The organism is Microbacterium canaveralium (assembly GCF_047238045.1).
Classification (GTDB): domain Bacteria; phylum Actinomycetota; class Actinomycetes; order Actinomycetales; family Microbacteriaceae; genus Microbacterium.
Genome location: NZ_JBDFMA010000003.1, coordinates 809380 through 834823, shown reverse-complemented (window position 1 = coordinate 834823; position 25444 = coordinate 809380). Strand labels below are relative to the sequence as shown.

Genomic DNA, 25444 nt, shown 5'->3' with positions numbered 1-25444 from the left:
GATGACCGACCGCAGCCAGATGACCCGCACCTCCTCGGGGTTCTTCGTCTCGCAGGAGGCGCCGATCCAGGCCGAGAACCCCATCCCGACACCCGTGGCGCCGGCGCCCGACATCCTTCGCTGCGCGTACATGGAGCTCGTGGTGACCGACCTCGCGGCATCCCGCGAGTTCTACGTCGACGTGCTCGGCCTGTACGTCACGGAGGAGGACGGGAACGCGATCTACCTCCGCTCCACCGAGGAGTTCATCCACCACAACCTCGTGCTGCGCGAGGGCCCGGTCGCGGCCGTCGCCGCGTTCTCGTACCGCGTGCGCAGCGCCGATGACCTCGACAAAGCGGTCGCCTTCTACTCCGAACTCGGATGCCGCGTCGAGCGGCGCCCCGGCGGCTTCACGAAGGGCATCGGCGACTCGGTCCGCGTGGAAGACCCCCTCGGGTTCCCCTACGAGTTCTTCTTCGCCACCGAGCACGTCGAGCGCCTGTCGTGGCGTTACGACCTGCACACCCCCGGGGAACTCGTGCGCCTGGACCACTTCAACCAGGTCACCCCCGACGTGCCCCGCGCGGTGAACTTCATGCAGTCGCTCGGCTTCCGCGTCACCGAGGACATCCAGGATGACGAGGGAACGGTGTATGCCGCGTGGATGCGCCGCAAGCCCACCGTGCATGACACCGCCATGACCGGGGGTGACGGTCCCCGCATGCATCACGTCGCTTTCGCGACCCATGAGAAGCACAACATCCTCGCGATCTGCGACAAGCTCGGCGCCCTCCGGCGGTCGGATGCCATCGAGCGGGGTCCCGGCCGCCACGGCGTCTCGAACGCGTTCTACCTGTACCTCCGCGACCCCGACGGTCACCGCGTCGAGATCTACACGCAGGACTATTACACCGGCGACCCGGACAACCCCGTGGTCACGTGGGACGTCCACGACAACCAGCGACGTGACTGGTGGGGAAACCCCGTCGTGCCGTCCTGGTACACCGAGGCCTCGCTCGTCCTCGACCTCGACGGCAACCCGCAGCCGGTGCGCGCGCGCACCGACGCGAGCGAGATGGCCGTGACGATCGGCGCGGACGGCTTCAGCTACACGCGTGCTCCCGAGGACACCGCACCCACGCCCGAGTTCAAGCTCGGCAACCAGCTCTGACATGCTGTCGGACGATCAGATCCGCACGATCGCGGCGGAGCTCGCCGAGGCCGACCGCACCCACTCGGTGATCCCGCGCATCACGGCGCGATTCCCGGATGCCACGGTCGAGGACTCGTACGCGATCCAGGGCCGTTGGCGCGACGCGCAGGTCGCCGCCGGGCGCACCCTGGTGGGGCGCAAGATCGGGCTGACCTCAAGGGCGATGCAGCAGGCCACCGGCATCACCGAGCCGGACTACGGTGTCATGTTCGACGACACCGTATACCGCTCCGGCGAGGAGATCCCGGTGGAGCTCTTCTCGAACGTCCGCATCGAGGTCGAACTCGCATTCGTGCTGAAGCATCCCCTCGAGGGGCCCGGCTGCACGCTCGAGGAGGCTCTCGCGGCCATCGACTACGCGGTCCCCGCGCTCGAGGTGCTGAACTCCCACATCGAGCTCGAGGGTCGCACGATCGTCGACACGATCTCGGACAACGCCGCCTACGGCGCGATGGTGCTCGGCGACATCCGAAAGCGTCCCGACGAGATCGACCTGCGCTGGGTACCCGGTGTCCTCTCCCGCAATGGCGAGATCGAAGAGACCGGCGTCGCCGCGGGCGTGCTCGGACACCCCGCGACCGGCGTCGCGTGGCTGGCCAACAAGTTCGCGCAGCACGGTGCCCGGCTCGAAGCCGGCGAGATCATCCTGGCCGGTTCGTTCACTCGGCCGATGTGGGTGTCGCGGGGCGATAGCGTGCTGTGCGACTACGGACCGATGGGAAGAATCGAATGCCGCTTCGTCTAGACCCCACCTTCCGCGAGCGTCTGGCCGACGCCTCCCGTCCCCTCGCGGGAATCTGGGTGTGCTCGGGCAGCCCGCTCGTCGCCGAGATCGTCGCGGGGTCGGGCACCGACTGGGTCCTCGTCGACATGGAGCACTCCCCCAACGGGCTCACCTCCGTCCTCGGCCAGCTGCAGGCGATCGCCGCGTACCCGGCGACGCCGGTGGTGCGCGTCCCCATCGGTGACACCGTGACGCTCAAGCAGGTGCTCGACCTCGGCGCGCAGAACATCCTCGTGCCGATGGTGTCCTCCGCCGACCAGGCGCGGGAGCTCGTCTCCGCGGTGCGTTACCCGCCCCGGGGCGTCCGGGGCGTGGGGTCGGCGCTCGCGCGCTCGGCCCGGTGGAACCGCGTCGACGACTACCTCACCCGCGCCGACGATCACGTCTCGCTGTTCGTCCAGGTCGAGACGTTGGACGGCGTCGACGCGGCGGGCGAGATCGCTGCCGTCGACGGCATCGACGGCGTCTTCGTCGGCCCGAGCGACCTCGCGGCATCCATGGACCTCCTCGGCCGGCAGACGCACCCGGATGTCGTCGCCGCCGCGCTGCGGGCGTTCGAGGCGGTGCGCACGGTCGGGAAGCCGGTGGGGGTGAACGCCTTCGACCCCCTCGCCGCGCAGGCGTACGTGGAGGCGGGAGCGTCATTCCTCCTCGTCGGCGCCGATGTCGCTCTCCTGGCCCGGGGGTCGGAGGCCCTCGCGGCGCGCTGGTCGTCGGACGCCGCCGACGAGGGGCGCGCGAGCTACTGACCTCCTGTCCGCCTCAGCGGGTGGCGAGTTCGCGGGCGGACAGTTCGGCGAGCACGCCGTCCGCCCACTCGCGCGCCACCTCGGCGGCATCCAACGGGCCGCCGGCATCGTGGCGACCGTATTCGCCGACCCGCGACGCCCCGCACGCGGCGAGTGCCTCGTCGATCATCTCGCTGCCCCGCGAGTACGTCTTCGTATAACTGCGGTCGCCGAGACCGAACACCGCATACCGGATGCCATCCAGCGCGGGACGCTCGGCCAGGAGGCGTTCACGCAGCCCCCGGACGTTGGTGGGCAGTTCACCGTCGCCGTAGGTCGAACACACAATCAGGTGCACGCGTCGGGGGTCGAGATCGGCGGGGTCCAGGTCGCCCAGGTCGACGACACGGGTCTCGCCGCGATCGCCGAGGTGGCGCGCGAGATCCTCCGCGACGAGCTCGGCGTTGCCCGACTCGGTGCCGAAGAGAATGGTGACGTGCTCCGCGCCCGCGCCGCCTGCTCCCGGGCGCGACACCTCGGCCACGGGAAGCGGGATCGACGGGTCCGTCGCGGCGGCGAGAAGTTCCTCGCGCGTGCGCAGCTTCGCGCGAACGCGCCCGGGCGCCGCACTGAGCGTCTCGCGGACGTCGATGCGCCGCCATCCGTCGAAGTCGACGCGCGCGGGCAGCTCGAGTGCGTCGATGCCTCTCGAGCCCCCGGCGAGCGCGCCCGAGGCGAGATCGTCGGCGAGGGCGCGGGCGAGGGCGCGCGAGTCCGAACGCTGGTCGGGGATCGTCCCTCGCGGCCCCCGCCGCAGCCAGCCCGCCACGTAGAGCCCGGGGTCGATGCGGCCATCCGGGTGCGCTCCCGGCTCGACGAGGGTGGCCGGGCCGGCGGCGAAGCCGACGGCGGTGACCACGGCATCGGCTTCGAGGCGCACCTCACCGCCGTCCCCCCGGAACACCACGCTCTGCACCGACGCCGCACCCTGGATCTCCTGCGGAGCGAGACCGAACCACCAGTGCACCTGCACTCGCGCGCGATCGTCGGATGCGGCTGCCAGGGCGCGGACGGCGTCGACCCGCGCATCCTTCCCGTCGGCGACGCCGAGGAGGTCGGGCTGGTGCACCGTGTGCCCCACCCCGGCGATGCTCGCGAGTTCGCGCACCATGACGGGATCGAACTTCGCCACCTGGGGGGCGGAGCGTCCGACGACGTGGACGACGCGCACGGCGCCGGCCAGCCGCGCGTGGACGGCGTCGTCGACATCGCTCCCGTCGAGGTCGGCGCTCGTGCGCGATAGCAGTCGCACGACATCGAGAGCGACGTTGCCGTGGCCGATGACGACCACCCGCCGCCCGAGAGCGATGTCGTCGTCCGAGTGATCGGGGTGCCCGTTGAGCACGCGTGTCAGCGTTCCCGCGCCGACGACCCCGGGGAGATCGGCCCCGGGCATGTTCAGGCGCGCGTCCGCGGACAGCCCCGACGCGAGCACGACGGCGTCGAAGGCCGAGCGCATCGCGTCCAGCGAGACCTCCTGCCCGATCGTGACGCCCCCGTGGAAACGCACGCCCTCCTCGGTGAAGAGTCGGTCGAACTGGCGTGCCACCGATTTCGTGCCCTGATGGTCGGCGGCGACGCCGTAGCGCACGAGACCGTACGGTACGGGCAGCCGCTCGAAGACGTCGATCTCCGCTGCGGGAAAGGAGCGGCGGACGGCCTGCGCGGTGAAGCAGCCCGCGGGACCCGACCCGACGATGGCGACACGCGGCGCCGCCACGCCGGGATCAGTGGGTCGCATCTCTGTCGCGGGGGTGGCGGCAGCGGCTGCGTCCCACGTGACCGGCAGCTCCAGCATGCCGCGGAACACCCAGCCGCCGATCACGGCCGGCCGTTCGGGATGCGGGTCGACCCCGCGAAGGCGCTCGAACAGGCGCGGAAGGCCGACCGTGGCGACCTCGGCCTTCGCCACCCACGCCCCCAGGCACACGTGCACGCCCTTGCTGAAAGCCAGGTGCGGCTTGACCTCACGGCGGATGTCGAACCGCGCGGCATCCGCCCAGACGTTCTCGTCGCGATTGGCCGAGAGCACGCAGATGCCGAGCTTCGCCCCGGCGGGAAGCTGCACCCCGGCGAGCACGGTGTCGGTGGTGACCTGCCGCGAATAGAGCCCGATGGGCGCGATCCAGCGGATGGCCTCGTCGAAGACCGCGGGCCAGAGGGAGGGATCGGCCTCGACCGCCCGGCGCTGATCCGGGTGCTCGAGCAGCGCCCACGCGGCGACGCCGAGGGCGTCGCGTGGCTCGTTCAGGCCACCGCCGATCGTCATCTTGACGTTCGCCCGGATCTTCTCGATCGGCATCTCGTAGTCGGGAATCCGCAGCAGCGTCGAGATGAGCGAGTGGTCGGGGTTCTTCGCATGCCACGCGAGCATCTCGTCCAGCGCGGCGTCGACTTCGTCGAACGACCGCTTTCCTTTGGCCCAGACCTCGGGGTCGTCGGCGTAGTTGCCGGTGGCGTCGATCAGTGTCTGCGACCAGCGCTGCAGGTCTTCCTGGTGCACATTGTGGAAGCCGAGGATCTCCCGCAGGTTCTCCGCGGAGTAGGGCGCGGCGAAGTCCCAGACGATGTCGGCTCCGGGTCCCTTCGCGATCATCTCGTCGAGGTAGCGATCCGCGTTGCGCTCGAACACGCTCGTCCACGTGCGCTTGACCACGCCTGGCCGCAGCACCGGCTGCCAGGCCTTTCGCTCCGGGTAATGCTCCGGATCGTCGCGGCGAAGCATCGAGTGCCCCATGGCGCGGATCTGGAGCGATCCCTCCTCGTTCGCCGAGAACGTCTCCTGGTCGAACTCGGTCGTGTGCACCGCGTCGTAGCTCGTGATGAGGTAACGCCCGACGTTCGGCACCCAGTGCACGCCGCCCTCGGCACGCAGACGGTCGTAGATCGGGAACGGGTCACGGTAGAGATCGGGGATCGTCACCCAGTCGGCGATGGGGGCGGGTCGGCTCACGGCGCACTTCCTCGTGTCGTGGTTCAGCGGCGAACACTTCGAGTATCGTTCGAGTCAAACACCGGGGAAAGCGGCTTTTTCCGGGTTTTGTCTTCGTCATATCCGATGTGAGGTGTCCCCGTGCTCCCCGTTCCCGACTTCACCCTGCGGCAACTCGGATACCTCACGGCGGTGGCGGATGCCGGCACGATCGCCGCCGCGGCCGCCGAACTGCGCGTGTCTTCCTCGACGCTCTCCGAGGCTCTCGCCGAACTCGACCGGGTCGTCGGCACCGCGCTCACCGTGCGGCGGCGCGCGCACGGCGTCTCCCTGACCAGCGCGGGAGTTCACGTCGTCGACCGCGCCCGCCCGCTGCTGGCGGCCTCGCGCGAGATCATGATCGGGCTCCGCGCGGATCCCGGGGAGCTCGTCGGACCGATCACGATCGGCTGCTATCCGACCCTCGCCCCCACCGTCCTCCCCCCGCTCCTGCACGACTTCGGGGAGGCCCATCCCCGCGTCGACCTGCACATTCGCGAGGCCACCCACGACCAGCTCGAGGGGCGGATCGAATCGGGCGAGGTCGACGTCGCGTTCGTCTACGACACGCTCGTCCCGGGCCACCCACGCCGCGAACGCCTGTTCGCGCTGCCCGCACACGTGCTGCTGGCCGCTGACGATCCGCTCGCCCAGGCCGACACCGTCCGGCTCGAGGACGTCGCGTCGCGAGACCTCATCCTGCTGGACGCGCCTCCGTCCTCCGCGCACACGCTCTCCCTGTTCGAAGCCCGCGGACTCACCCCTCGCATCCGTCATCGCACCGCCAGTTACGAGGCGGTTCGCACGCTCGTGGGAAGGGGGCTGGGGTACGGCATCCTCGTCCAACGTCCCGCGAATCCGGCGAGTTACGAGGGCTACCCTGTTGCGATGAAGGAGATCTCCCCGCCCGTCGAGCCCGTCGGCATCGACGTGATCTGGTCGGCGACGATCGATCCGCCCGAGCGCGTGCGAGCCCTGGTGTCCTTCGCCCGCTCGATCAGCTGGACGTCGGCGTGAGCGCCCTGGTGTGGGCCGTGAAGCGCTCGCTGCTCGCGTACGTGCGCGGGATGAGCGACGGAGAGGTGGCGACGACGAGCGGCGCCCACGAAGACCCCGCCGGCTTCGTCTTCCCCGGCGAGGGCGTGGTCTTCTCGGGCAGCGTCACCTTCACTGGCCACGGCGGCATGATGCGCGTCGTCCTCGCCGACCCGTCTCTCACCGCGCACGGGGAGACCTGGATGCTGGAGATCGCCGACCCCGACGACGCCGCGCTGCGGCTGCCCTTCGCCGAGGTCGCGAGCTTCGACGGATCGACCGGCACGGGCGTCTCGCTGACGGCGGCGGGCGCTGATCTGTTCTTCGGCCCCTACGAGGCGGGCACGCCGCTGGAGGACTTCACCGTCCGGGCATGACGGTGCGTCATCCGTCACCCCGTGAGGGCGGCGCGGGCGTCATTCCGAGCGGTCGAGGATGCCGCGCACCCGCGCACGCGCACCGCCGAGATCGTACGAGCCCACGAGCGCGGACGCCATGCGTACCGGATCGCCGAAGAAGAAGTACTCGTACAGCGACTGCCGGCCGGCGAACGAGGAGACGGCGGCATCGGCCGCGAGACGGAACAGGGCGGTGCGCTCGCGCGCTCCGAGCGTCGCCGACTGCAGGTACTGCTCCAGATCGCCGTGGACGTCGGACGCGAAGTCGGCGTCGCTCGGGGTCGCCATGAGTCCCGATGCCCCCAGCGTGCGGATGATGTCGGTCAGACGCGGGGCGACGTGCGTGGGGTACCAGTTGCGGGCCGCGTTCAGCGTCGCCCAGCGCGGCAGGAACACGCCGAACTCGTTCGCCTCCCCGTCGACCTCCGCGGCACGGAGCAGGGCCCGCTCGATCTCGACGTAGGTGATGAGCTCGGCGAGCTGCTGCTGGATGTGAGGGAACCCCTGGATGCCGATCGCCTCCGCCATCGTGGACGCCAGGCCCAGGAAGAACTCGGTCTTCACGAAGGTGCGCGTGACGACCTGGTGGGTCATGAGCGCTCCCGCACCGGTCTCGCTGTAGAGCGTGTTGCAGAGATCGGGTCGGCCCAGGATGAACACGCGCTCCGCGGGGACGAACACGTCGTCGAAGACGGCCACGGCATCCATCTCGTCGAAGCGGGATGCGAGGGGCTCGTCGAACGCGGAGCCTCCGCGGTGCAGCGGAGTGCGGCAGTGCAGCCGGAGGCCGGGGGCATCAGTGGGGATCGCGAAGGCGAAGCTGTAGGCGGCATCCTCGGGGACGTTGCGCAGCACGGTCGAGGGAAGCACGAGCAGCTCGTCGGCGACGGGAGCCGAGGTCGCCAGGATCCGCGCCCCGCGGACCACGATGCCGTCGGCGCGTTCCTCGACCACGCGTGCCGCGAGCTGCCCGTCGCCCTGTCCGACGGCGGGCACCGCGCGGTTGACCTGGGGCGGCAGGAGCGTGTGCGAGAGCACGAGGTCGCCGGCGCGCACGCGCTCGGCGTAGGCGAGCACGCGCTCGGCGTAGACATCACCCGCCCGCGCGAAGAACGCCGACGAGCCCGCGAACGCGGCGAGCGCCGATGACAGGTAGTCGCCCGTGCGACCCAGGAACCCCGCGCTCTCCCCCGCCCACACCTGCATCCCGCGGCGTCGGCGCGCCAGATCCTCGGGGGCGCGCGGGACGAGGTGAGCAATCGGTTCGACCTCACCGGTGTCGCTGACGAACGTGACCTCGTCGCGGCGCGCGGGGTCGTTGGACAGGTCCGCGAGCCGAGCGTATTCGCGGGCGACCGGCGCGAACGCCGGGTGTTCCGCGATGCGGGCCGTGACGACCTCGCCGTCGAGGTGCACCTCCGGGTGCCGAGCGTTCAGGCGGGCGAGGTAATCGGAACCGGGGCGTGCGGGCATGGGGGAACCTTTCGGGGAGCAAAGCCTGTGACGGGACGAGTCGACGCGCGGGTCAGAAGAGCAGCTCGTGCCCTCGGGGCGCCTCGTGCACGGTCGTGAACTGGCCGTTGACGAAGCCGAGGGCGTCGCCGGCCCGATAGCCGAAGTCCACGACCTTCCCGATGAAGAGCGTGTGGTCGCCGCCGTCGTACTCCGCCCACGGCTCGCATTCGAACCAGCCGAGCACCCCCGCGAGCCGCGGAGCCCCGCCCCCGTCCTCCCACACCGGCTCGACCTGCGGACGACCCGCGAAGGTCAAGGCCAGTCCCTGCTGCTCGGCGCCGAGGATATTGATGGTGAAAGGCGTGTCGTGCAGCATTTCGTGCGTTCGCACGGTGCGTTGGATCGACACGAGGACGAGAGGCGGTTCCATCGACACCGATGTGAAGGAGTTGACCGTGATCCCGTGACGGGGCCGCTCGCCCTCGGCATCCGCCGTGTGGAAGGTGACCACGGCGACGCCCGTCGCGAACCGGCCGAGTCCCCCACGGAAGAAGTGCGCGGTCGGGCGGAAGAGCGTCGACTCGGGCGGGAACGTCTCGATGGAGCTCATCATCATGGGGGGGGTCCTCTCTGACCGGGTGGGACCATCGTGCGCCGCCCGTGGCGTGAGCGTCTGGTGAATGCGCGTACGAGGCTTGGCTCCCAGTGCCGGGATGGATGCCGGTTCCCTCCGCGTGGCGGGCGCGGCGACGTACGCTCTTTGTGTCCGAGCCGATGTCGGCTCGCTCGATCACAACGTTGTGAGGTGAGTGACGATGCAATCCCCGACGCCGTCCGCGGTGGTCCCCGGCCTGATCCGCGAGCACGCTCTGGGAAAGGAACAGTGGCAGGCGATCGCCTCCCGGTCCTTCGTCCCCCTCACCGTGGAATCCCCGCGGGGGACGCGCTTCAGCGCACATCTGGAGGGGCGTGTCAGCGACGGCATCCTCTTCTCGACCGTTCGCGCCAGCGGACATTCGGTCACCCGCTCGCAAGATCTTGTCGACGCGTCGGCGGAGTCGTACGTCAAGCTGACGCTGCAGCTCAGCGGGACCGGCGTCCTCACGCAGGACGATCGCACCGCCCTGCTCTCCCCCGGCGACATCGTGCTGTATGACACGAGCCGTCCCTACACGCTCGCGTTCGCCGACGACCTCGCGGCCGTGGTCGTGATGTTCCCGCACCGCATGATCAATGTCGATGCGACGATCCTGCGCGGACTGACGGCGGTGCGCATCCCGGGCGACCAGGGCTTCGCCCGTGCGGTCGGGCACTTCCTCGCCGGCCTGGCGAGCGCGCTGCCGACCCTCGACGATGCCACCGGCGTGCAGGTGACGCACAACACGATGGATCTGATCGCGACGATGGTCGGACAGGAACTCCGCGACGCTCCCTGGTCGGACCCGCACGCCGAGTTGATGTTCCGCATCGACACGTTCATCAACGCGCACCTGCACGAACCCGATCTGGGCCCCGAGCGCATCGCGGCGGCGGCGTACATCTCCACGCGCCACCTGCACACACTGTTCCAGCGGCGTGGGACGACGGTGTCCCACTGGGTCCGCGACCGCCGGCTCGACCACGTGCGCCGCGATCTTCGCGATCCGCGGCACGCCCGCGAAGGAGTGGCGGCGGTGGCGGCGGCCTGGGGTTTCACCGACCCGTCGCACTTCAGCAAGCTGTTCCGAGCGGAGATGGGCGTCTCCCCCAGCGAGTACCGCGGGGCGACGGTCGGCTGAACTGCCGCGGCATCCCCGCCGAGGGGGACCGCCGCGCGCACGACGACGCGCCGGGGCGGGAACGGATGCTCCTGCCCCGGCGCGGGCCTTCCTCACACGCGGACGAGTTGCTCCACGGCGAAGGTCATCACGATCGCGCCGTTCGTCGCGTAGCGGGGAACGTCGGCCTGGACGGCTTCGCCCTCGGGCGACGCGAGCGCGGCCCCGAGGTCGTCCGCGGAATCGAACGTCGCCTCGAACACCGCGAAATAGGGCGACGGAGCGGGCCCCGGGTCGACCGCCAGGGTGAACGAGATCTCGCGTACCCCGGGGAGCTTCTCGCACAGGGGCAGATGCACCGTCCGGTAATGCTCCTCGAAGGCGACCCGATCGACCGGCTCCGGGTAGAGGACGAGCAGCTTATGCATGGGCGGGCTCCTCGCTCGCGTCGTGGGCCGCGGTGCGCGCGATGGCTGCGGCCGCGATCTCCGGCGATCCGACGACATCGTCCCATTGGGCGATGGGGTCGTTGAAGTTCTGGGTGAATTCGTCGGCCAACGTCGGCGATTGGCTCATCGCGCCCAGCAGATCGATCATGTGCGCCGCCGGGGGGACCTGGACCATGAGGTTCGTCCAGTCGCTGACCTTCTCGACGCGCTCACTGCGCCGTGCCGCCGCCCGGCGGCCGAGGTCGGCGCCGAAGCCACGGTCTTCGAGGATCTCCTGGCCCACGGTGTATCCCGAGTAGGAGGCCGAGTTCCCGCCCTGACCGATAACGGGGTCCAGCACGGAGTGGACGTCACCGGCAGCGATGACCACCGTGCCGTTGTCGAGGACGCGATAGTCGTTGCGCAGCACCGGGCGCACCGCGCCCTGCAGAAGATCCTGAGGTCGGGCGAGTTCGAACGTGGATTCGTCGATGCGGGCCGACACGGTCGGGTGGTACTGCCGCACCTTGTCGAGCACGAGACGGCGGAACGCCTCGGGATCGTCGTCGTACCGCGCATCGGCGAGCACCTCGGTGTCTCCGCCGATGACGTTCTCGAACAGCAGCGCGTGGGTGTGTCCGGCGAAGCTGTAGAGCGGGATGTCGAGCAGTTCGCCGTGTCCGGGGGCGATGCTGAGCGTCACGCTCTTGGTGTCCTCGTTCGCGACCCCGTGCCAGAGGCCCACCATCAGGCGACGCTGCGGTCCGGCGTAGGGGGTCTTCGCTTCGTTGATGCCGAAGAAGTCGCCGAGGGACTTCTTGCCTGAAGCGACCACGATCGCGTCGTGTTTCTCGCTCAGGGCGTCGAGGTCCTCCGCCTCGACCGAGCGGATTTCGATCCGACCGCCGCGGTCCTCGAAATCGCCCATGAGCGTCGGCTGATAGATGCGGTAGTCCACCGCGCGTGACGGGTTGTGGAAGTTCCCACGGAAGAAGAGGCCGGCGCCTCCCACCCAGTGGTGGTGGCAGAAGTAGCCGAACTCCTCCACCGGCCAGTGGTCGACACCCAGCTCGCGCTCGCGCTCGATCGTGACCGCGTGGTGGGCGACACTGTTGGGCAGTCGGCCCTCGGCCACCTGATCGGCGGTGCGGTCGGTGTAGATGGTGACGGGGATGTCGTGCTGCCGCAGCAGAAGGCCCAGATGCAGGCCCGCCGTTCCAGCGCCGACGACGCCGATGTTCGTCATGCGTCCTCCTGTGGATGCTCTCGCGGAGCGCCTCTCTGCGCACCGTGTGCCCCCGACGGTAGATGTTCGAACACGGATGCAGAATGCTGTCGCCTCACCGTCGCGCCCCTGCACCAGACACCGGCGTGGAGCGACCAGGCGGGGGATCTCGGACGCCGATGGCACCCGCCGGGGTGACCTCCACGGAAAAACGAACGGCCGGGGTACCCGTGGGTACGTCCCGGCCGTTCTCGCCTGCGGTGAGGCTCAGTCCTCGTCGTCGTCTTCGTCATCCTCGTCGTCGTCGCTCACGATCTCGATGTCCTCGACCTCGAGTTCGGGCGTGAGCTGGACGTGCACGAGCGAGTCGGGGAACGACGTCGCCCCCGCGAACACCACGATGATCGCGTCCGCGAAGACTCCCACCCCGACGGCCTCCAGGTCGGTACGCAGGTCGATCTCGGCATCCACCTCGTCGTCCTCGACGGCTTCCTCGATCTCCGTGGCGACCTCATCGACGATCGCGCGCCAACGATCCTCGCTGACCGTCAGGATGTCGGAGAGGGATGCCACGATCGCGTCGACATCGGGGTCGTCGACGTCCTCGATCTCGGGGTCGAGATCGACCTCCACCTCGACGCCCGCAGCATCCAAGTGGGCGAGGCCCACCACGGTGTCTTCGTCGATCGTCGGCTCGTCGAGCAGGCCGCTCTCGGTGACGCGGCGGAGGAGGTCGTTGAGCACGGAGTCAGTCATGAGACGACGATGCCACGTTCGGCGACCTCCGCGCACCCCTTGCCAACGATGCGGGAGGAGTTCAACCGCCCGTCACCCCTCGTTCGGCGACGGAACGACGAAGCGGGGGCACCGTTTCCGGTACCCCCGCTCCGCTGATCTCACCGACCGGGAGTGCAGTCCTGGATCAATGCATATGTTGCGCGCCGTTCTCCTGGACCCCAACTCACCACACTGGCCACGTAACCGAGCTCGTTGTTCTGTGAGTCTTTGAGCGCCTCGCCGTTGTAGTACAGCTTGCCGTTGGGGACGTGGAAATACAGGGCGCCGACCGGAACCGCGGCGGGATCCGTGTTCGATCCGTCGATGCCAGTGACGTCCGAGCCCCCCGCAGAAGACGCAACGTCGTCCGTCGTCATGAAGTCCGCGAAGTAGCCGTTGATCCAGTAACCGATCGCGCGGGCCACGCCGCCCGTCACGGGGCCGATCTGACCGGGACCAGGTTGTCCTGCCTGGAACCAGAGATCGCCTTCATTGAGGAAGTACTCTGCACCGATCGGCTTAGACCCCAGAGGGGTACTGCCCTGGACGAAGGTCGTGACCAAGGGATTCGCGTTCTTCTCTCGACGGCGGGCGGCACCATCCCTCTCCCGATAGTTGACCGCGGGCTGCCCGTACACCCATCCCCGCGCCATCTGAACCTCTTCGCCCACGAGGTCCGAGATCTCGACGTCGTCCACGATGATCGCGTTGGCGTACCAGAGTTGGCCGGTCTTGCCGTTCAACCAGTACCCCGCTCCCACGGGTTCGGTTCCCAGAGCTGGCGACGCATACACGAAGGCGGTCTTGTCGAGAGCCTTTGCCTGGACACGCTTCGTCGACGAGGAGTTCGGAACGCGGTAATCCGCGTACCGATCTCCTCCCCAGTTCCAGCCGACGACGTCAGTCGCATTCGTGTCCACGATCTGCCCCTCGAAGCTGAGGACACCATCGCCGCTGACGAAATAGTCGGCGCCGCGCGGCTCCGACCCCACCGGCGTGCGGCCCTGAGTCCAGTCCTTGAGCTCACCGTTCGTCTCCTGAAGCCGATAAGCACCCAGATCCTGCGTCCGGTAGTCGCAGAAAGGCAGATATCCGCCATCGATCCACGCGGCCCCCGACGCGACATTTGCCGCAACGGTGCTCCCCTGGTACAAGAGATCGCTTCCTGCGAGCTGGAACCCGTACCCCAGAAGCGTCGCGGTGAGAGGCACGTTGCTGTAGGGCGACGACAGCGGAACTCCATTCTGCAAGTCCACTCGACCCGCGCCGCTTGCATCAAAGTAGTCAGCGAAAAAGCGTCCGCTGTCGGCCTGCTGCGACCACCCCACGGCGTCTTTCACCCCGGTTGCGACGGACGTTCCCGCGAACCAGAGCTCGCCGTCCGCCGCCAGTGCGTACTTCGAACCGACGAGCTTCGAATTGAGGGGTGCACCACCCGCGAGCCACGTCTGCTCGGCGGGGTCGGCGCCCTTTGCACGTAGCGCCCGGGCATCCGAGGTGCGGTACGTGACGTGATATCCGGCGGAGCTGCTGTCGTTCCAGGCGTCCAATGATGCCGGGTTGGTGGTGACGGTGGTGCCGCCAAACCACAAGACCTTGGCCGACGTCAGGAAGTACCCCGACCCGAGCAACTCGGCCTGGACGGGCGCTCCCGAGTACGTCGCCACGTTCGGGGTTCCCCCATCCGCGCGGCGCACGACCCCTCCGCCGTCACGGTAGTCCGCGCAGGCGACGGTTCGAGTCGCGTCGTACCACCCCTTCGCCTCGACGACGCCGTTCGCGACGAGAACCGGGTTATCGTCAGCGCCGCAGTAGTAGAGGTCACCGGTGGGCGTGAGGAAGTAGTAGATCCCCACCGCCTGAACGCCGCTCGGAGCGGTCGAGTTCCGCCAGTACTGGTACTGCACACTCTGCTCAATCAAGCGGTAGTGATTGCCGTTCTTGGCGTGGATGTCAGCATGCATGTACAACTGATCCGACCAGGGCGTGATCTGGTCGTACGTGACGGGGGTGCCGTCCGAGAACAGGACGGGTCTGTCATACCAATAGAGTGCGCCACCCGCCGCAAGGAAATACCCGCGCGAAAGCGCTATCTCGTACCCGATACCGGCCTTCGTCCAGTCCGCCGGCCGCGCGTCGCCCGCCCGGTGACCGACACCGTCGCGCGTGACGTAGTCGCAGACCTGGTGCCCCCAGTTGTGCATGTAGAAACCCGCTGCGGACGCGACATTCGTCGCGATGAGTGAGCCCTGCCAGTACAGTTCACCTTTGTCATTGAGAAAGTAGTCGGCCCCGACAGCAGCCGCGCTCGCCGGCATCGGCGAGTACGTCTTGGCGATCGCGCCGTCAATCATCTGCACGAGGGTGCCCGACTCCAGCTGGACGTCCGCCGATTCCACCCCGTTGACCCAGGACACCGCGGCGGAGACACCGTGGAGAACAGCTCCTCTGTTGAGGTGATAGAGCACTTTGTCGAGCAAGAAGTAGAAGCAACCAATCGCCTTCGCACCTTCGGGGACGTTCTGGTGGACGAACTCCCGAGGGTTCGCGTTGAATGCGCGGATCGACTCACCAGCGGTCGTGGTGTATCCACAGAAATCTCCCGCACCACGAATGTGGTACCCCGCCGCGCTCGTTACGCCCGTCACCAGGAGCTTGCCCTGGTAGTACAACTCCTGCTTTTCGGCCTCGTAGTAATACGAAGCGCCGATCGACAACGCATTCTCGGGCATCGGTGACCACTGAGAGTCGATGGTCTGGTCCCACAGACGGAGCGACAATCCCGAGAAGGTGCGGACGTCAGCTGTCATCTGATGGCCAGCGGACCACGCAATCGCCTTGTCCACGCCATTGATCGCGAACTTCCCGTTCCAGTAGAGCTGGCCGACGTCTGTGAGGTAGTACATCGTGCCGAGGGCGCGTGCACCCGCCGGGGTACCGATGTAGACCGAGTCGCGCGGGGCCTTCTCCCAGGCGCGAAGCGCCTCGCCGGACTCCGTCGTGTAGTCGGCATAAAGCGGCCCACCGTTGTAGAACCATCCGACGGCCGAAGTGACCTGAGTGGCCACGAAATCCCTCCGGAAGAAGAGGTCACCATCGTCTGAGAGGAAGTAGTCCGCGCCGATGGGCCGCGCAGTCTCCGGCAAGGGAGAGAAAGTCCGATCGATCGTGTATGTGGTAGCGCGAAGGAGCACGCCCGTTCTGAGTTCGATGTCCGCGTGATGTCCATCAGAACCACACCAGGTCACGACCGACTTGACGTTTCCCGTCACCCGGGAGGTGTAGTGGTAGAGATCGCCGTCGGCGGTGAGGAAGTACGCCTGCCCGATCGGACGCGCATCCGTGGGTAGACCGGACGGGTAGGGGTTTTCGTGTGCGGTGCCGGAGGCACGTCTCATGCCGCCGTTGCCGGGGAGAAGGTAGTCCGCGTACTGCGTACCATTCGGCGCGTAAAGCCACCCGGCGGCCTCGACCACCTCTTCTTCGACCTTGACGCCTTCGAACCACAATTGGTTTGTCGGCGACAGGAAGTAGTTGGCTCCGATCGCGATCGATCCCGGAGGTGTGTTGGGCCACGTGCGATTCGCCGTCTGCGCGAGCCGGGCTTCTTCCGCAGTGCTGTTGGCTTGGACGCGGAGCGTGGAGACCGCGGTCACCCCCTCGGCGATGGCGGTGATCGCGGCCGTGCTCGAGGCGTTGGGAACCGAGATGCCCGGGACGACATAGACACCGTTCGCGTCCGTTACACCATTCACGGTTGTCCCGCCGGAGAGGAAGGCGAAACCGGCCGGGAGTGTGACCGTGACACCCTTGGATTGCGCGGGGCTCGTTCCATTCATCAGCGTCAGGGTGATGCCCGTAACGGTGGAGCAGCCGACCGCTGGATACGAGGTCTTGTCGAACGCGAGCATGAGACCGGACGCTGCGTGAGCGGGCGCGGCGGCCGCGAGAGCGACGGCCGGAACGGTCCAGGCTGCGCCGGCAAGAACGGTGCGGCGTCCGACGGATTTCGAAGGGCGCGGGTCTCCCTCGAGGTGGTCTCCCCGCGTGGGCACGTCAATCGTCACAATGTCTCCCCTATCGAGGGGGCCGCCCAGTGCGGCCCCGAGATACGAATGAAGGCATCGGGTATGCCTCGGAGACGACGTAACAGGCTGCGGGGAAACAGAACAGACGCGGGGGTCGCGTCACGGGAGCGGGTGACTTTGCAGGAGCGCCGAAAATTCAGCCCCATCACAGTGCACCGCTCGGCGGGGCGACCTATCGATCACCCGAACGGTCACCCTCCACGAGCGTCCGTATGGCCGCTTGTGGAGGAGGGGCCGCAACGAAACGCGTGAACGCGCCTCAGTCCGAAACGGTCGCCGCGCGCTCCGCCGCCTCGACGACGTTCGTCATCAGCAGGGCCACGGTCATCGGCCCCACGCCGCCCGGGTTGGGGGAAAGGAACCCCGCGACCTCGGCCACATCGGGGTGCACGTCGCCGTACACGCGGTTCTTGCCGGTCTCGGGGTCGATCTCGCGCGTCACACCGACGTCCAGCACCGCGGCGCCCGGCTTGACATCCTCGGCGCGCACGATGTGCTTCACGCCCGCGGCAGCGACGATGACGTCGGCCTCGCGCAGATGCTTCGCCAGGTCGGCGGTTCCGGTGTGCGTGAGGGTCACCGTCGCGTTGATCTCGCGGCGCGTCAGCAGCAGCCCGATGGAGCGGCCGATCGTGACACCGCGTCCGACGACGACGACATCCTTGCCCTTCAGGTCGTAGCCGTTGCGCAGCAGCAGCTCGATGACGCCGCGCGGCGTGCACGGGAGGGGCGTCGTGATGGGGGCGTTGACGTTGAGCACGAGGCGCCCGAGGTTCGTGGGGTGGAGGCCGTCGGCATCCTTCGCCGGATCGATGCGCTCGAGGATCGCGTCGGTGTCGAGGTGCTTCGGCAGGGGCAGCTGCACGATGTACCCGTGGCAGGACGGGTCGGCGTTCAGGCCGTCGATGACCGCCTCGACCTCTTCCTGCGTGGACTCCGCGGGAAGCTCGACCTGGATCGAGTTCATGCCGATCGCCTCGGACTGCTTGTGCTTCATCCCGACGTACAGCTGCGAGGCGGGGTCGGCGCCGACGAGCACCGTCGCGATGCCGGGCACGATGCCGCGTTCGCGCAGGGCGGCGACGCGCTCGGCGAGCTCCGTCTTGATCGCCGCCGCAGCGGCCTTGCCGTCGAGAATCGTCGCCGTCATGGCATCCCTCGTTCTGTCTCTGTCGTTCGTAGGGTGTCGCGTCGTGGCGCCGACGCGGGCCACCTTCCCCGCGACGCCGTACACGGCGGCGACGAGGCCGGATGCCGGGGCCCGGCGCCGCGGAACACGCGACGTCGAGCCCCGGCGGGGCTCACTGCTGCAGGCCGGGGTACAGCGGGAATGCGGCCGTGAGCGCAGCGACGCGGGTGCGCAGCGCCTCGACATCGGCGCCCGGGATCAGGGCCAGGGCGATGATGTCGGCGACCTCGGTGAACTCGGCGTCACCGAAGCCGCGCGTCGCGAGCGCCGGGGTGCCGATGCGCAGCCCCGACGTGACCATCGGCGGGCGCGGGTCGTTGGGGACGGCGTTGCGGTTGACCGTGATGTGGATCTCGTGGAGCAGGTCTTCGGCCTGCTTGCCGTCGATCTCGGCATCCCGTAGGTCGACGAGGACGAGGTGCACGTCGGTGCCGCCCGAGCGGACGGCGATGCCGGCGCTCTTCACGTCGTCCTGCGTGAGGCGGTCGGCGATGATCGAGGCGCCGCGGAGGGTGCGCTCCTGGCGCTCCTTGAACTCGGGCGTCATCGCGAGCTTGAACGCCGTGGCCTTGGCGGCGATGACGTGCATGAGCGGGCCGCCCTGCTGGCCCGGGAAGACCGCGGTGTTGATCTTCTTGGCCAGGTCGGGGTCGTTCGTGAGGATGAGGCCGGAACGCGGGCCGCCGATCGTCTTGTGCACGGTGGTCGAGACGACGTGGGCGTGCGGGATCGGGGACGGGTGCACGCCCGCGGCGACGAGACCGGCGAAGTGGGCCATGTCGACCCACAGGTACGCGCCGACCTCGTCGGCGATCGCGCGGAACGCGGCGAAGTCGAGCTGGCGCGGGTACGCCGACCAGCCGGCGATGATGACCTTCGGCTTGTGCTCGACGGCGAGGCGGCGGACCTCGTCCATGTCGATGATCGAGGTCTCGGGGTCGACGCCGTAGGCGACGATGTCGTAGAGGCGGCCCGAGAAGTTGATCTTCATGCCGTGGGTCAGGTGACCGCCCTGGTCGAGCGAGAGACCGAGCAGCGTGTCGCCGGGACGGGCGATCGCGTGCAGCACCGCGGCGTTGGCGGTTGCACCCGAGTGCGGCTGGACGTTGGCGAAGCCGGCACCGAACAGCGCCTTCGCACGCTCGATCGCGAGCTCTTCGGCGACGTCGACCTCTTCGCATCCGCCGTAGTAACGGCGACCCGGGTAACCCTCGGCGTACTTGTTGGTCAGCACCGACCCCTGCGACTGCAGCACCGAGACGGGAACGAAGTTCTCGGACGCGATCATCTCGAGATAACCGCGCTGGCGGTCGAGCTCGCGCTCGAGCACCTGGGCGATCTCGGGGTCGACCTCCGAGAGCGGGGCGTTGAAGTACGGATCGGTCATGCGATCTCCTTGACGATGGTTCCGGATGCCGCAGGCTCGGGCGAGTCCGCGGAGATACCGCACCGACCCAGGCGTGCGGTCGAATACCGTCAAGCGGTCGCTCCCCGGTGGTTCCCCACCTCAACGCCAGTCGCGACGCCCTCACCCTACCGGGTTTCGCGCGCGACGCGCCCGGGCGAGTCGCTCGTCCGCGAGGTATCCCGCAGGCGCGCCGGCGACGCCCGCGTAAAATGGCGGCGTGACCGACTCTCCCCACGTCCGCGCGCAGGCGCCCCTCGCCCCCGGCATGCGCCCGCGTCCGACGGCGGTCGAGATCGGCAGCGTCCTGTGCGGAATCGCCGCGTTCGTGACGCTCGCCATCTGGGGCTTCACCGGCTGGCCCTTCCCCTGGAACCTCGTCGCCGGGATCGGCGCACCTCTCCTCGCGCTCGTCGTGTGGGCCCTGTTCGTCTCGCCGCGCGCCGTCCTCGCCGTGCACCCGTTCATCCGCGCGATCGTCGAGCTGTTCGTCTACGCGGCGGCGACCATCGCCTGGTGGAGCATGGGGCACGCCTGGATCGGGCTGATCTTCGCGATCGTCGCCGTCACCTTCGGTGCCCTGAACGGCCGCCGGCGCCTGGCGTGACCGTCGACGTCGTCACGCTGCTGAGGGCCGAACTCGGCGACCGCGTCGACGTCTCCCCCGCCTCCCTCTCGGCCGCACGCGCCGACAAATCCGGCCATGCGGCGACGGGCACCCCGCTCGCGGTCGTCCACGCGGCCTCGGTGGAGGACGTGCAGGCAGTGATGCGGATCGCGACGGCGACGCGGACGCCCGTCGTCCCGCGCGGGGCCGGCACCGGCCTCGCCGGGGGTGCCAACACCGGCGGCGGTGAGATCTCGCTGTCTCTGCGAGCGATGAACCTTGTGCGGGAGATCCGCCCCGCCGACCTGCTCGCGGTGGTGGAGCCCGGCATCCTGAACGCCGAACTCAACGCGCTCCTCGAGCCGCACGGGGTGTGGTGGGCGCCCGACCCCGCGAGTCGCGCGATCTCGACCGTAGGCGGCAACATCGCGACGGGCGCCGGTGGCCTGCTGTGCGCGAAGTACGGCGTCGTCCGGGACGCCGTCCTGGGCCTCGACCTCGTGCTCGCCGACGGACGCCTCCTCCGGCTCGGTCACCGCAGCGTCAAGGGCGTCACGGGCCTCGATCTCACGTCGCTGGTCATCGGGTCCGAGGGAATCCTCGGCGTCGTCGTCGGCGCGACGCTCAAGCTCCGCCGCCTGGTCGTCGGTGAACGCGTGACACTGACCGCGTTGTTCGACGGCGTCCGGTCGGCGGCGGTGGCCTCGGCCGCGGTGACGGCGTCTGGCATCCAGCCCGCCGTCATGGAGCTAATGGATGCCACCAGCCTCGCGGCCGTGCACCGCCTGCTGTCGCTGTCGACTCCTCCCCCGGGTGCCGCGCAGCTGACCATCCAGACCGATGGGCCCGCCGCCGGCGACGAGGCGCGCGCGATCGCCGAGGTGCTGCACCTCGCCGGCGGCCACGTGTCCGTCGCCGCCGACGAGGCCGAGGGTGAGACGCTGCTCGCCGTGCGCCGAGCGCTCCATCCCGCGATGGAGACCCTGGGGGCGACGCTCATCGAGGACGTTTCCGTTCCTCGGAGCGCGCTTCCCGCGATGTTCGACGCGATCGCGCGCATCGAACGGCAGTACGGCCTCGTCATTCCCACGGTCGCCCACGCCGGTGACGGCAACCTCCACCCGAACTTCGTCTTCGATGGCCCTGATGTGCCCGACGTCGTCTGGTCCGCGGCGGAAGACCTGTTCCGCGCCGCCCTCGCCCTCGGCGGCACCCTCACCGGAGAGCACGGCATCGGGGTACTCAAGAGACGGTGGCTCGCCGACGAGCTCGGCGACGACCAGTGGCTCCTGCAGCGCGACATCGCGCGCGTGTTCGACCCGCTCGGCATCCTGAATCCGGGCAAGGTCTTCGCGACGTGACGCATCGCGCAGCGGTGTAACCAGAACGTGACAAACCTCACGGCTGCGCCGGAGGATGCCCACCTAGCATGGAAAGACTGACTTTCCCGGGGGGTTCACTCATGACCGACGGCGCGAACGGCACCGACGGAGCCACGTACGCCTGGGCTCCGCCCGAGCCCGCCAAGCGGAAGAACCGCTCGGGGCTGTGGATCGGGATTCCCGCGGGAGCGACCGCGGTCGCGCTGATCGCGGCTTCGCTGGTGCTCATCGCGCCCGGCGCCTCGGTGGCCGGAGTCCAGATCGGCGGTCTCACCGCCGGCGCCGCGGCCCAGGCCATCTCGGCCCGACTCGCGAGCACCGAAGTGACCGTGCAGAGCCCCGCGGGAGAAGTCACCGTCTCGGGCGCCGACCTGGGCGCGACCGTGGACGCCACCGCGATCGCCGAGAAGGCCTTCGCCGACAACCCGATGTGGAAGCCCTCGTCGTGGTTCCCCGCCGGCACGGGCGTGGAGATCCAGGTCGACCCCGCCGAGGCCTCGGCGGTTCTGCGCGAGCGCGCACCCTCGACCTATCGCGCGCCGGTCGATGCGACCGTCGCGTTCGACTCCGGCTCGCAGTCCTACGTCTCGACGCCCGCTGAGGCAGGCGAGGGCATCGACGTCGCCACCGTTACGGCTGCCCTGCAATCCGCCTTCGACGCCGGCTCGGCGACGACCTCCGTGGATGCCGGGGTCGTCGCGGTCGACGCTCCCGTCAGCACCGACGAGGCCGGAGCGGCGGTGGCAACGCTCAACGGCATCCTCGACTCGGTCGGCTTCTACATCGGCGACGAGCGAACCGTTCCCGTCGACCGTTCGACCGCCGCCTCGTGGCTGACCGTGACCTCCGACGGCACCGGTGCCTTCGCGATCTCCGCCGATCAGGCCGGCATCCAGAAGGTCGTCGATGGCCTCGCGGGGACGGTCGACCGCGGCGCCGTGAACGCCGACGTCATCGTCGACACCGGCGGTGAGGTCATCAAGACGCTCACCGAGGGTCAGACGGGTCGTTCGCTCGGCGACACGGCCGGTGTCGCCGCCGCCTTCGCCGCGCAGCTGGCCGAGGGCAACGGCAAGTACGTCCTGACAGTTGCCGAGACGCCGTTCGAGACGACCAAGACCGAGCGCAACATCGACGTCAACCTCAGCGCGCAGACCGTCACCCTGTACGAGAACGGCCAGGTGTACCAGCACTGGTCGATGTCGTCCGGCAAGAGCGGGTGGGAGACCCACACCGGCAACTTCCGCATCGGCTGGAAGACCGACCTGCAGGACATGGGCTGCGCGCCCGGCTACGACTGGTGCACCAAGGACGTCCCGTGGGTCGCCTACTTCAACGGCGACGAGGGCTTCCACGGCACCTACTGGCACAACAACTTCGGAACGCCCATGAGCCACGGCTGCATCAACCTCACGATCGCCAACGCCAAGTTGCTCTACGACTGGGCCTACCGCGGCACCGAGGTGTCGGTGCACTACTGAGCCACCCGCAGACAGGGGTCGGATGCCAGGGCATCCGGCCCCTTCTTCGTTGGGGACAGGCGGCGCAGGGCGCGCGCGACGGGCGTGGACGCTCGGGCGGCGGGCGGTTGTGCGCGCGGTTGTACAGCGCGGTCGCGCGGCGGGGAGTCGTGCGGCGGGAACGTGCGGCGGGAACGTGCGGCGGGAACGGAAGAGGGGCGGATGCCGATGGCATCCGCCCCTCGGGGTTCAGGCGATCAGCGCAGGCCGTCGATGATCCCGTTCAGTGTTGCGGAGGGACGCATGACCTTCTCGACCAGGGCGACGTCGGGGCGGTAGTAGCCGCCGATCTCGGCCGGGTGCCCCTGCACGGCGAGGAGCTCCTCGACGATGGTGTCCTCGTTCGAGGCGAGGGCCTCGGCGACCGGTGTGAAGACGGCGGCGAGGTCGGCATCCGTCGTCTGCTTCGCCAGCTCCTGCGCCCAGTAGAGAGCCAGGTAGAAGTGGCTGCCGCGGTTGTCGATCGTGCCGAGCGCGCGGCCGGGCGACTTGTCGTTCTCGAGGAACGTGCCGGTCGCGGCATCCAGCGTGTCCGCCAGCACCTGCGCCCGGGCGTTGCCGGTGAAGCCGGCGTAGTGCTCGAGCGACGCGGCGAGGGCGAAGAACTCGCCGAGCGAGTCCCAGCGCAGGTAGTCCTCTTCGAGGAGCTGCTGCACGTGCTTGGGCGCCGATCCGCCCGCACCGGTCTCGAACAGACCACCGCCGGCGAGCAGCGGCACGATCGAGAGCATCTTGGCGCTCGTGCCGACCTCGAGGATCGGGAACAGGTCGGTGAGGTAGTCGCGCAGCACGTTGCCGGTCACCGAGATGGTGTCGAGGCCGTGGCGCAGACGCGCGAGCGTGTAGCGGGTGGCTTCGGCCGGCGGCAGGATGAGCAGCTCGAGGCCCTGCGTGTCGATCGTGGCAAGGGCCTGGTACACCTTCGCGATGATCTGCGCGTCGTGGGCGCGGTTGACGTCGAGCCAGAACACCGCGGGGACGTTCGTGGCACGGGCGCGGCGCACGGCGAGACCCACCCAGTCGACGATCGCGACGTACTTCGTCTGCGTCGCGCGCCAGATATCGCCCGGCTGCACCTCGTGCTCGATGACGACGTTGCCGTCGCCGTCGACGACCTCGACACGGCCGGCGGCGGCGATCTCGAAGGTCTTGTCGTGGCTGCCGTACTCCTCGGCCGCCTGCGCCATGAGGCCGACGTTGGGAACGGTGCCGATCGTGGCCGGGTTCAGCGGACCATTGGCGATCACGTCATCGATCACGGCCTGGTAGACGCCGGCGTACGACGAGTCCGGGATGACCGCGAGCGTGTCACCCTCTCCCCCGTCGACGCCCCACAGCTTGCCACCGTTGCGCACGAGCGCGGGCATCGAGGCATCCACGATGACGTCGGAGGGGACGTGGAGGTTGGTGATGCCCTTGTCGGAGTTGACGTACGACAGGCGCGCAGCCTCGTCGACGGCCTTCTCGAACGCCGCGGCGATCTCGTCGCCGCCCTCGACCGAGGACAGGCCCGACAGGATGCCGCCGAGGCCGTTGTTGGGGTTGAGCCCGGCGGCGGCGATCTCGTCGCCGTACTGGGCGAACACGTCGGCGAAGTACGCCTTGACGACGTGGCCGAAGATGATCGGGTCGCTGACCTTCATCATCGTGGCCTTGAGGTGCACCGAATAGAGCACGTCGTCGGCCTTCGCCTGCGCGACCGTCTCGGCGAGGAACGCGTCGAGGGCTGCGGCGGACAGGAACGTGGCGTCGATGATCTCGCGCGGGAGGACCTTGAGCGAGTCCTTGAGGACCGTGACCGTGCCGTCTTCGGCGGTGTGGCGGATCGTGAGCACGTCGTCGTGGGCGGCGACCCAGGACTTCTCGTTGCTCTTGAAGTCGTCGTGACCCATGGTCGCGACGCGAGTCTTCGAGCCCTCCGCGAACGGCTTGTTGCGGTGCGGGTGCTTCTTGGCGTAGTTCTTCACCGCGAGCGGGGCACGGCGGTCGCTGTTGCCCTCGCGGAGTACCGGGTTCACCGCGGAACCCTTGATGCGGTCGTAGCGCGCCCGCACGTCCTTGTCTTCGACGCTCGCGGCGTCGTCGGGGTAGTCGGGGATGTCGTAGCCCTGCGACTGCAGCTCGGCGATCGCCGCCTTGAGCTGCGGGATGGATGCCGAGATGTTCGGCAGCTTGATGATGTTCGCCTCGGGCAGGGTAGCGAGACCGCCGAGCTCGGCGAGGGCGTCGCCCACGTGCTGCTCGGGGGTGAGGCGCTGCGGGAAGGCCGCGAGAATGCGGCCGGCGAGCGAGATGTCGCGGGTCTCGACGTCGACACCCGCCTGCGTCGTGACGGCCTGCACGATCGGCAGGAACGACGCGGTCGCGAGCGCCGGCGCCTCGTCGGTGTACGTGTAAATGATGGTGGAATCGGGCACGTCGAATCTCTCCGTAGAGGCGG

At 68.9% G+C, this 25444-nt stretch carries 19 protein-coding genes and 1 riboswitch; of the genes, 9 read left to right on the top strand and 10 right to left on the bottom strand.

Features of this window, described 5'->3' with window-relative positions:
- The first annotated feature begins 1 nt into the window (after position 1).
- The 3 genes from hpaD to ABC271_RS04885 are packed head-to-tail and all read left to right on the top strand — an operon-like array spanning position 2 to position 2728.
- Positions 2 to 1153, top strand: a complete 1152-nt coding sequence (gene hpaD / locus ABC271_RS04895; protein WP_412923771.1) for a 3,4-dihydroxyphenylacetate 2,3-dioxygenase — start codon at positions 2 to 4, stop codon at positions 1151 to 1153.
- A 1-nt stretch (position 1154) separates the two neighbouring features.
- Entirely contained in the window at positions 1155 to 1940 is a 786-nt protein-coding gene (locus ABC271_RS04890) for a 2-keto-4-pentenoate hydratase (RefSeq protein WP_412923770.1), read from the top strand.
- Positions 1925 to 2728 carry an HpcH/HpaI aldolase family protein gene (locus ABC271_RS04885; protein ID WP_412923769.1) on the top strand — a complete coding sequence of 268 codons (804 nt, stop codon included), beginning with the start codon at positions 1925 to 1927 and terminating at the stop codon, positions 2726 to 2728. Before ABC271_RS04890 ends, ABC271_RS04885 begins: the two co-directional genes overlap by 16 nt.
- A gap of 13 nt (positions 2729 to 2741) precedes the next feature.
- Here ABC271_RS04885 and ABC271_RS04880 read toward each other — a convergent pair whose 3' ends face one another.
- A complete protein-coding gene (locus ABC271_RS04880; protein WP_412923768.1) occupies positions 2742 to 5720 on the bottom strand; it encodes a cytochrome P450 in 2979 nt (992 codons plus the stop codon).
- A 120-nt stretch (positions 5721 to 5840) separates the two neighbouring features.
- On the opposite strand from ABC271_RS04880, the gene ABC271_RS04875 reads away from it, so the two are divergent.
- Together ABC271_RS04875 and ABC271_RS04870 are read left to right on the top strand one after the other, a co-directional pair.
- Positions 5841 to 6755 carry a LysR substrate-binding domain-containing protein gene (locus tag ABC271_RS04875; protein WP_412923767.1) on the top strand — a complete coding sequence of 305 codons (915 nt, stop codon included), beginning with the start codon at positions 5841 to 5843 and terminating at the stop codon, positions 6753 to 6755.
- Entirely contained in the window at positions 6752 to 7150 is a 399-nt protein-coding gene (locus ABC271_RS04870) for an HtaA domain-containing protein (protein ID WP_412923766.1), read from the top strand. The genes ABC271_RS04875 and ABC271_RS04870 overlap by 4 nt, the downstream gene beginning before the upstream one ends.
- 39 nt (positions 7151 to 7189) lie before the next feature.
- On the opposite strand, the gene hpaB is transcribed toward ABC271_RS04870, so the two are convergent.
- Positions 7190 to 8644, bottom strand: coding sequence for a 4-hydroxyphenylacetate 3-monooxygenase, oxygenase component (hpaB, locus tag ABC271_RS04865; RefSeq protein ID WP_412923765.1), 1455 nt, complete (start codon positions 8642 to 8644; stop codon positions 7190 to 7192).
- Between the two features lie 52 nt (positions 8645 to 8696).
- Positions 8697 to 9242 (bottom strand): flavin reductase family protein, encoded by a 546-nt coding sequence (locus ABC271_RS04860; RefSeq protein ID WP_412923764.1) that lies wholly within the window; start codon positions 9240 to 9242, stop codon positions 8697 to 8699.
- 199 nt (positions 9243 to 9441) lie between these two features.
- Between ABC271_RS04860 and ABC271_RS04855 the strand changes: the two genes are divergently transcribed.
- Positions 9442 to 10404: an AraC-like ligand-binding domain-containing protein gene (locus ABC271_RS04855; RefSeq protein ID WP_412923763.1), complete on the top strand. Its 963-nt coding sequence runs from the start codon at positions 9442 to 9444 to the stop codon at positions 10402 to 10404.
- A gap of 92 nt (positions 10405 to 10496) precedes the next feature.
- Here ABC271_RS04855 and ABC271_RS04850 read toward each other — a convergent pair whose 3' ends face one another.
- From ABC271_RS04850 to glyA, 6 genes are all read right to left on the bottom strand, one after another.
- The gene (locus tag ABC271_RS04850) at positions 10497 to 10811 is read right to left on the bottom strand and encodes an EthD family reductase (RefSeq protein ID WP_412923762.1); all 315 of its coding nucleotides are present in this window, start codon (positions 10809 to 10811) and stop codon (positions 10497 to 10499) included.
- Positions 10804 to 12057: a styrene monooxygenase/indole monooxygenase family protein gene (locus tag ABC271_RS04845; protein WP_412923761.1), complete on the bottom strand. Its 1254-nt coding sequence runs from the start codon at positions 12055 to 12057 to the stop codon at positions 10804 to 10806. Before ABC271_RS04845 ends, ABC271_RS04850 begins: the two co-directional genes overlap by 8 nt.
- Positions 12058 to 12303: 246 nt before the next feature.
- Positions 12304 to 12792 (bottom strand): cytochrome C5, encoded by a 489-nt coding sequence (locus tag ABC271_RS04840; protein ID WP_412923760.1) that lies wholly within the window; start codon positions 12790 to 12792, stop codon positions 12304 to 12306.
- Between the two features lie 140 nt (positions 12793 to 12932).
- On the bottom strand, positions 12933 to 16724 hold the full coding sequence (locus ABC271_RS04835) for a hypothetical protein (protein WP_412923759.1): 3792 nt from the start codon (positions 16722 to 16724) through the stop codon (positions 12933 to 12935).
- A gap of 436 nt (positions 16725 to 17160) precedes the next feature.
- Positions 17161 to 18051, bottom strand: coding sequence for a bifunctional methylenetetrahydrofolate dehydrogenase/methenyltetrahydrofolate cyclohydrolase (locus tag ABC271_RS04830; RefSeq protein WP_412923758.1), 891 nt, complete (start codon positions 18049 to 18051; stop codon positions 17161 to 17163).
- A gap of 151 nt (positions 18052 to 18202) precedes the next feature.
- The gene (gene glyA / locus ABC271_RS04825) at positions 18203 to 19477 is read right to left on the bottom strand and encodes a serine hydroxymethyltransferase (protein WP_412923757.1); all 1275 of its coding nucleotides are present in this window, start codon (positions 19475 to 19477) and stop codon (positions 18203 to 18205) included.
- A gap of 58 nt (positions 19478 to 19535) precedes the next feature.
- Positions 19536 to 19621, bottom strand: a riboswitch (ZMP/ZTP riboswitch).
- A 94-nt stretch (positions 19622 to 19715) separates the two neighbouring features.
- Between glyA and ABC271_RS04820 the strand changes: the two genes are divergently transcribed.
- The 3 genes from ABC271_RS04820 (at position 19716) to ABC271_RS04810 (ending at position 22965) form a co-directional block, all read left to right on the top strand.
- Entirely contained in the window at positions 19716 to 20102 is a 387-nt protein-coding gene (locus ABC271_RS04820; protein WP_412923756.1) for a YrdB family protein, read from the top strand.
- Positions 20099 to 21463, top strand: coding sequence for an FAD-binding oxidoreductase (locus tag ABC271_RS04815; protein WP_412923755.1), 1365 nt, complete (start codon positions 20099 to 20101; stop codon positions 21461 to 21463). The genes ABC271_RS04820 and ABC271_RS04815 overlap by 4 nt, the downstream gene beginning before the upstream one ends.
- A 101-nt stretch (positions 21464 to 21564) precedes the next feature.
- A complete protein-coding gene (locus tag ABC271_RS04810; RefSeq protein WP_412923754.1) occupies positions 21565 to 22965 on the top strand; it encodes a L,D-transpeptidase family protein in 1401 nt (466 codons plus the stop codon).
- A gap of 236 nt (positions 22966 to 23201) precedes the next feature.
- Here the strand turns inward: ABC271_RS04810 and ABC271_RS04805 are convergent, their stop codons facing one another.
- Positions 23202 to 25421 carry an NADP-dependent isocitrate dehydrogenase gene (locus tag ABC271_RS04805; protein WP_412923753.1) on the bottom strand — a complete coding sequence of 740 codons (2220 nt, stop codon included), beginning with the start codon at positions 25419 to 25421 and terminating at the stop codon, positions 23202 to 23204.
- Positions 25422 to 25444 lie beyond the last annotated feature (23 nt).

Coding starts and splice junctions, on each gene's coding strand:
- hpaD (WP_412923771.1), top strand. CDS start 2: ATGACCGACCGCAGCCAGATGACCCGCACCTCCTCGGGGTTCTTCGTC.
- ABC271_RS04890 (WP_412923770.1), top strand. CDS start 1,155: ATGCTGTCGGACGATCAGATCCGCACGATCGCGGCGGAGCTCGCCGAG.
- ABC271_RS04885 (WP_412923769.1), top strand. CDS start 1,925: ATGCCGCTTCGTCTAGACCCCACCTTCCGCGAGCGTCTGGCCGACGCC.
- hpaB (WP_412923765.1), bottom strand. CDS start 8,644: ATGCCCGCACGCCCCGGTTCCGATTACCTCGCCCGCCTGAACGCTCGG.
- ABC271_RS04860 (WP_412923764.1), bottom strand. CDS start 9,242: ATGATGATGAGCTCCATCGAGACGTTCCCGCCCGAGTCGACGCTCTTC.
- ABC271_RS04855 (WP_412923763.1), top strand. CDS start 9,442: ATGCAATCCCCGACGCCGTCCGCGGTGGTCCCCGGCCTGATCCGCGAG.
- ABC271_RS04850 (WP_412923762.1), bottom strand. CDS start 10,811: ATGCATAAGCTGCTCGTCCTCTACCCGGAGCCGGTCGATCGGGTCGCC.
- ABC271_RS04845 (WP_412923761.1), bottom strand. CDS start 12,057: ATGACGAACATCGGCGTCGTCGGCGCTGGAACGGCGGGCCTGCATCTG.
- ABC271_RS04840 (WP_412923760.1), bottom strand. CDS start 12,792: ATGACTGACTCCGTGCTCAACGACCTCCTCCGCCGCGTCACCGAGAGC.
- ABC271_RS04835 (WP_412923759.1), bottom strand. CDS start 16,724: ATGCTCGCGTTCGACAAGACCTCGTATCCAGCGGTCGGCTGCTCCACC.
- ABC271_RS04830 (WP_412923758.1), bottom strand. CDS start 18,051: ATGACGGCGACGATTCTCGACGGCAAGGCCGCTGCGGCGGCGATCAAG.
- glyA (WP_412923757.1), bottom strand. CDS start 19,477: ATGACCGATCCGTACTTCAACGCCCCGCTCTCGGAGGTCGACCCCGAG.
- ABC271_RS04810 (WP_412923754.1), top strand. CDS start 21,565: ATGACCGACGGCGCGAACGGCACCGACGGAGCCACGTACGCCTGGGCT.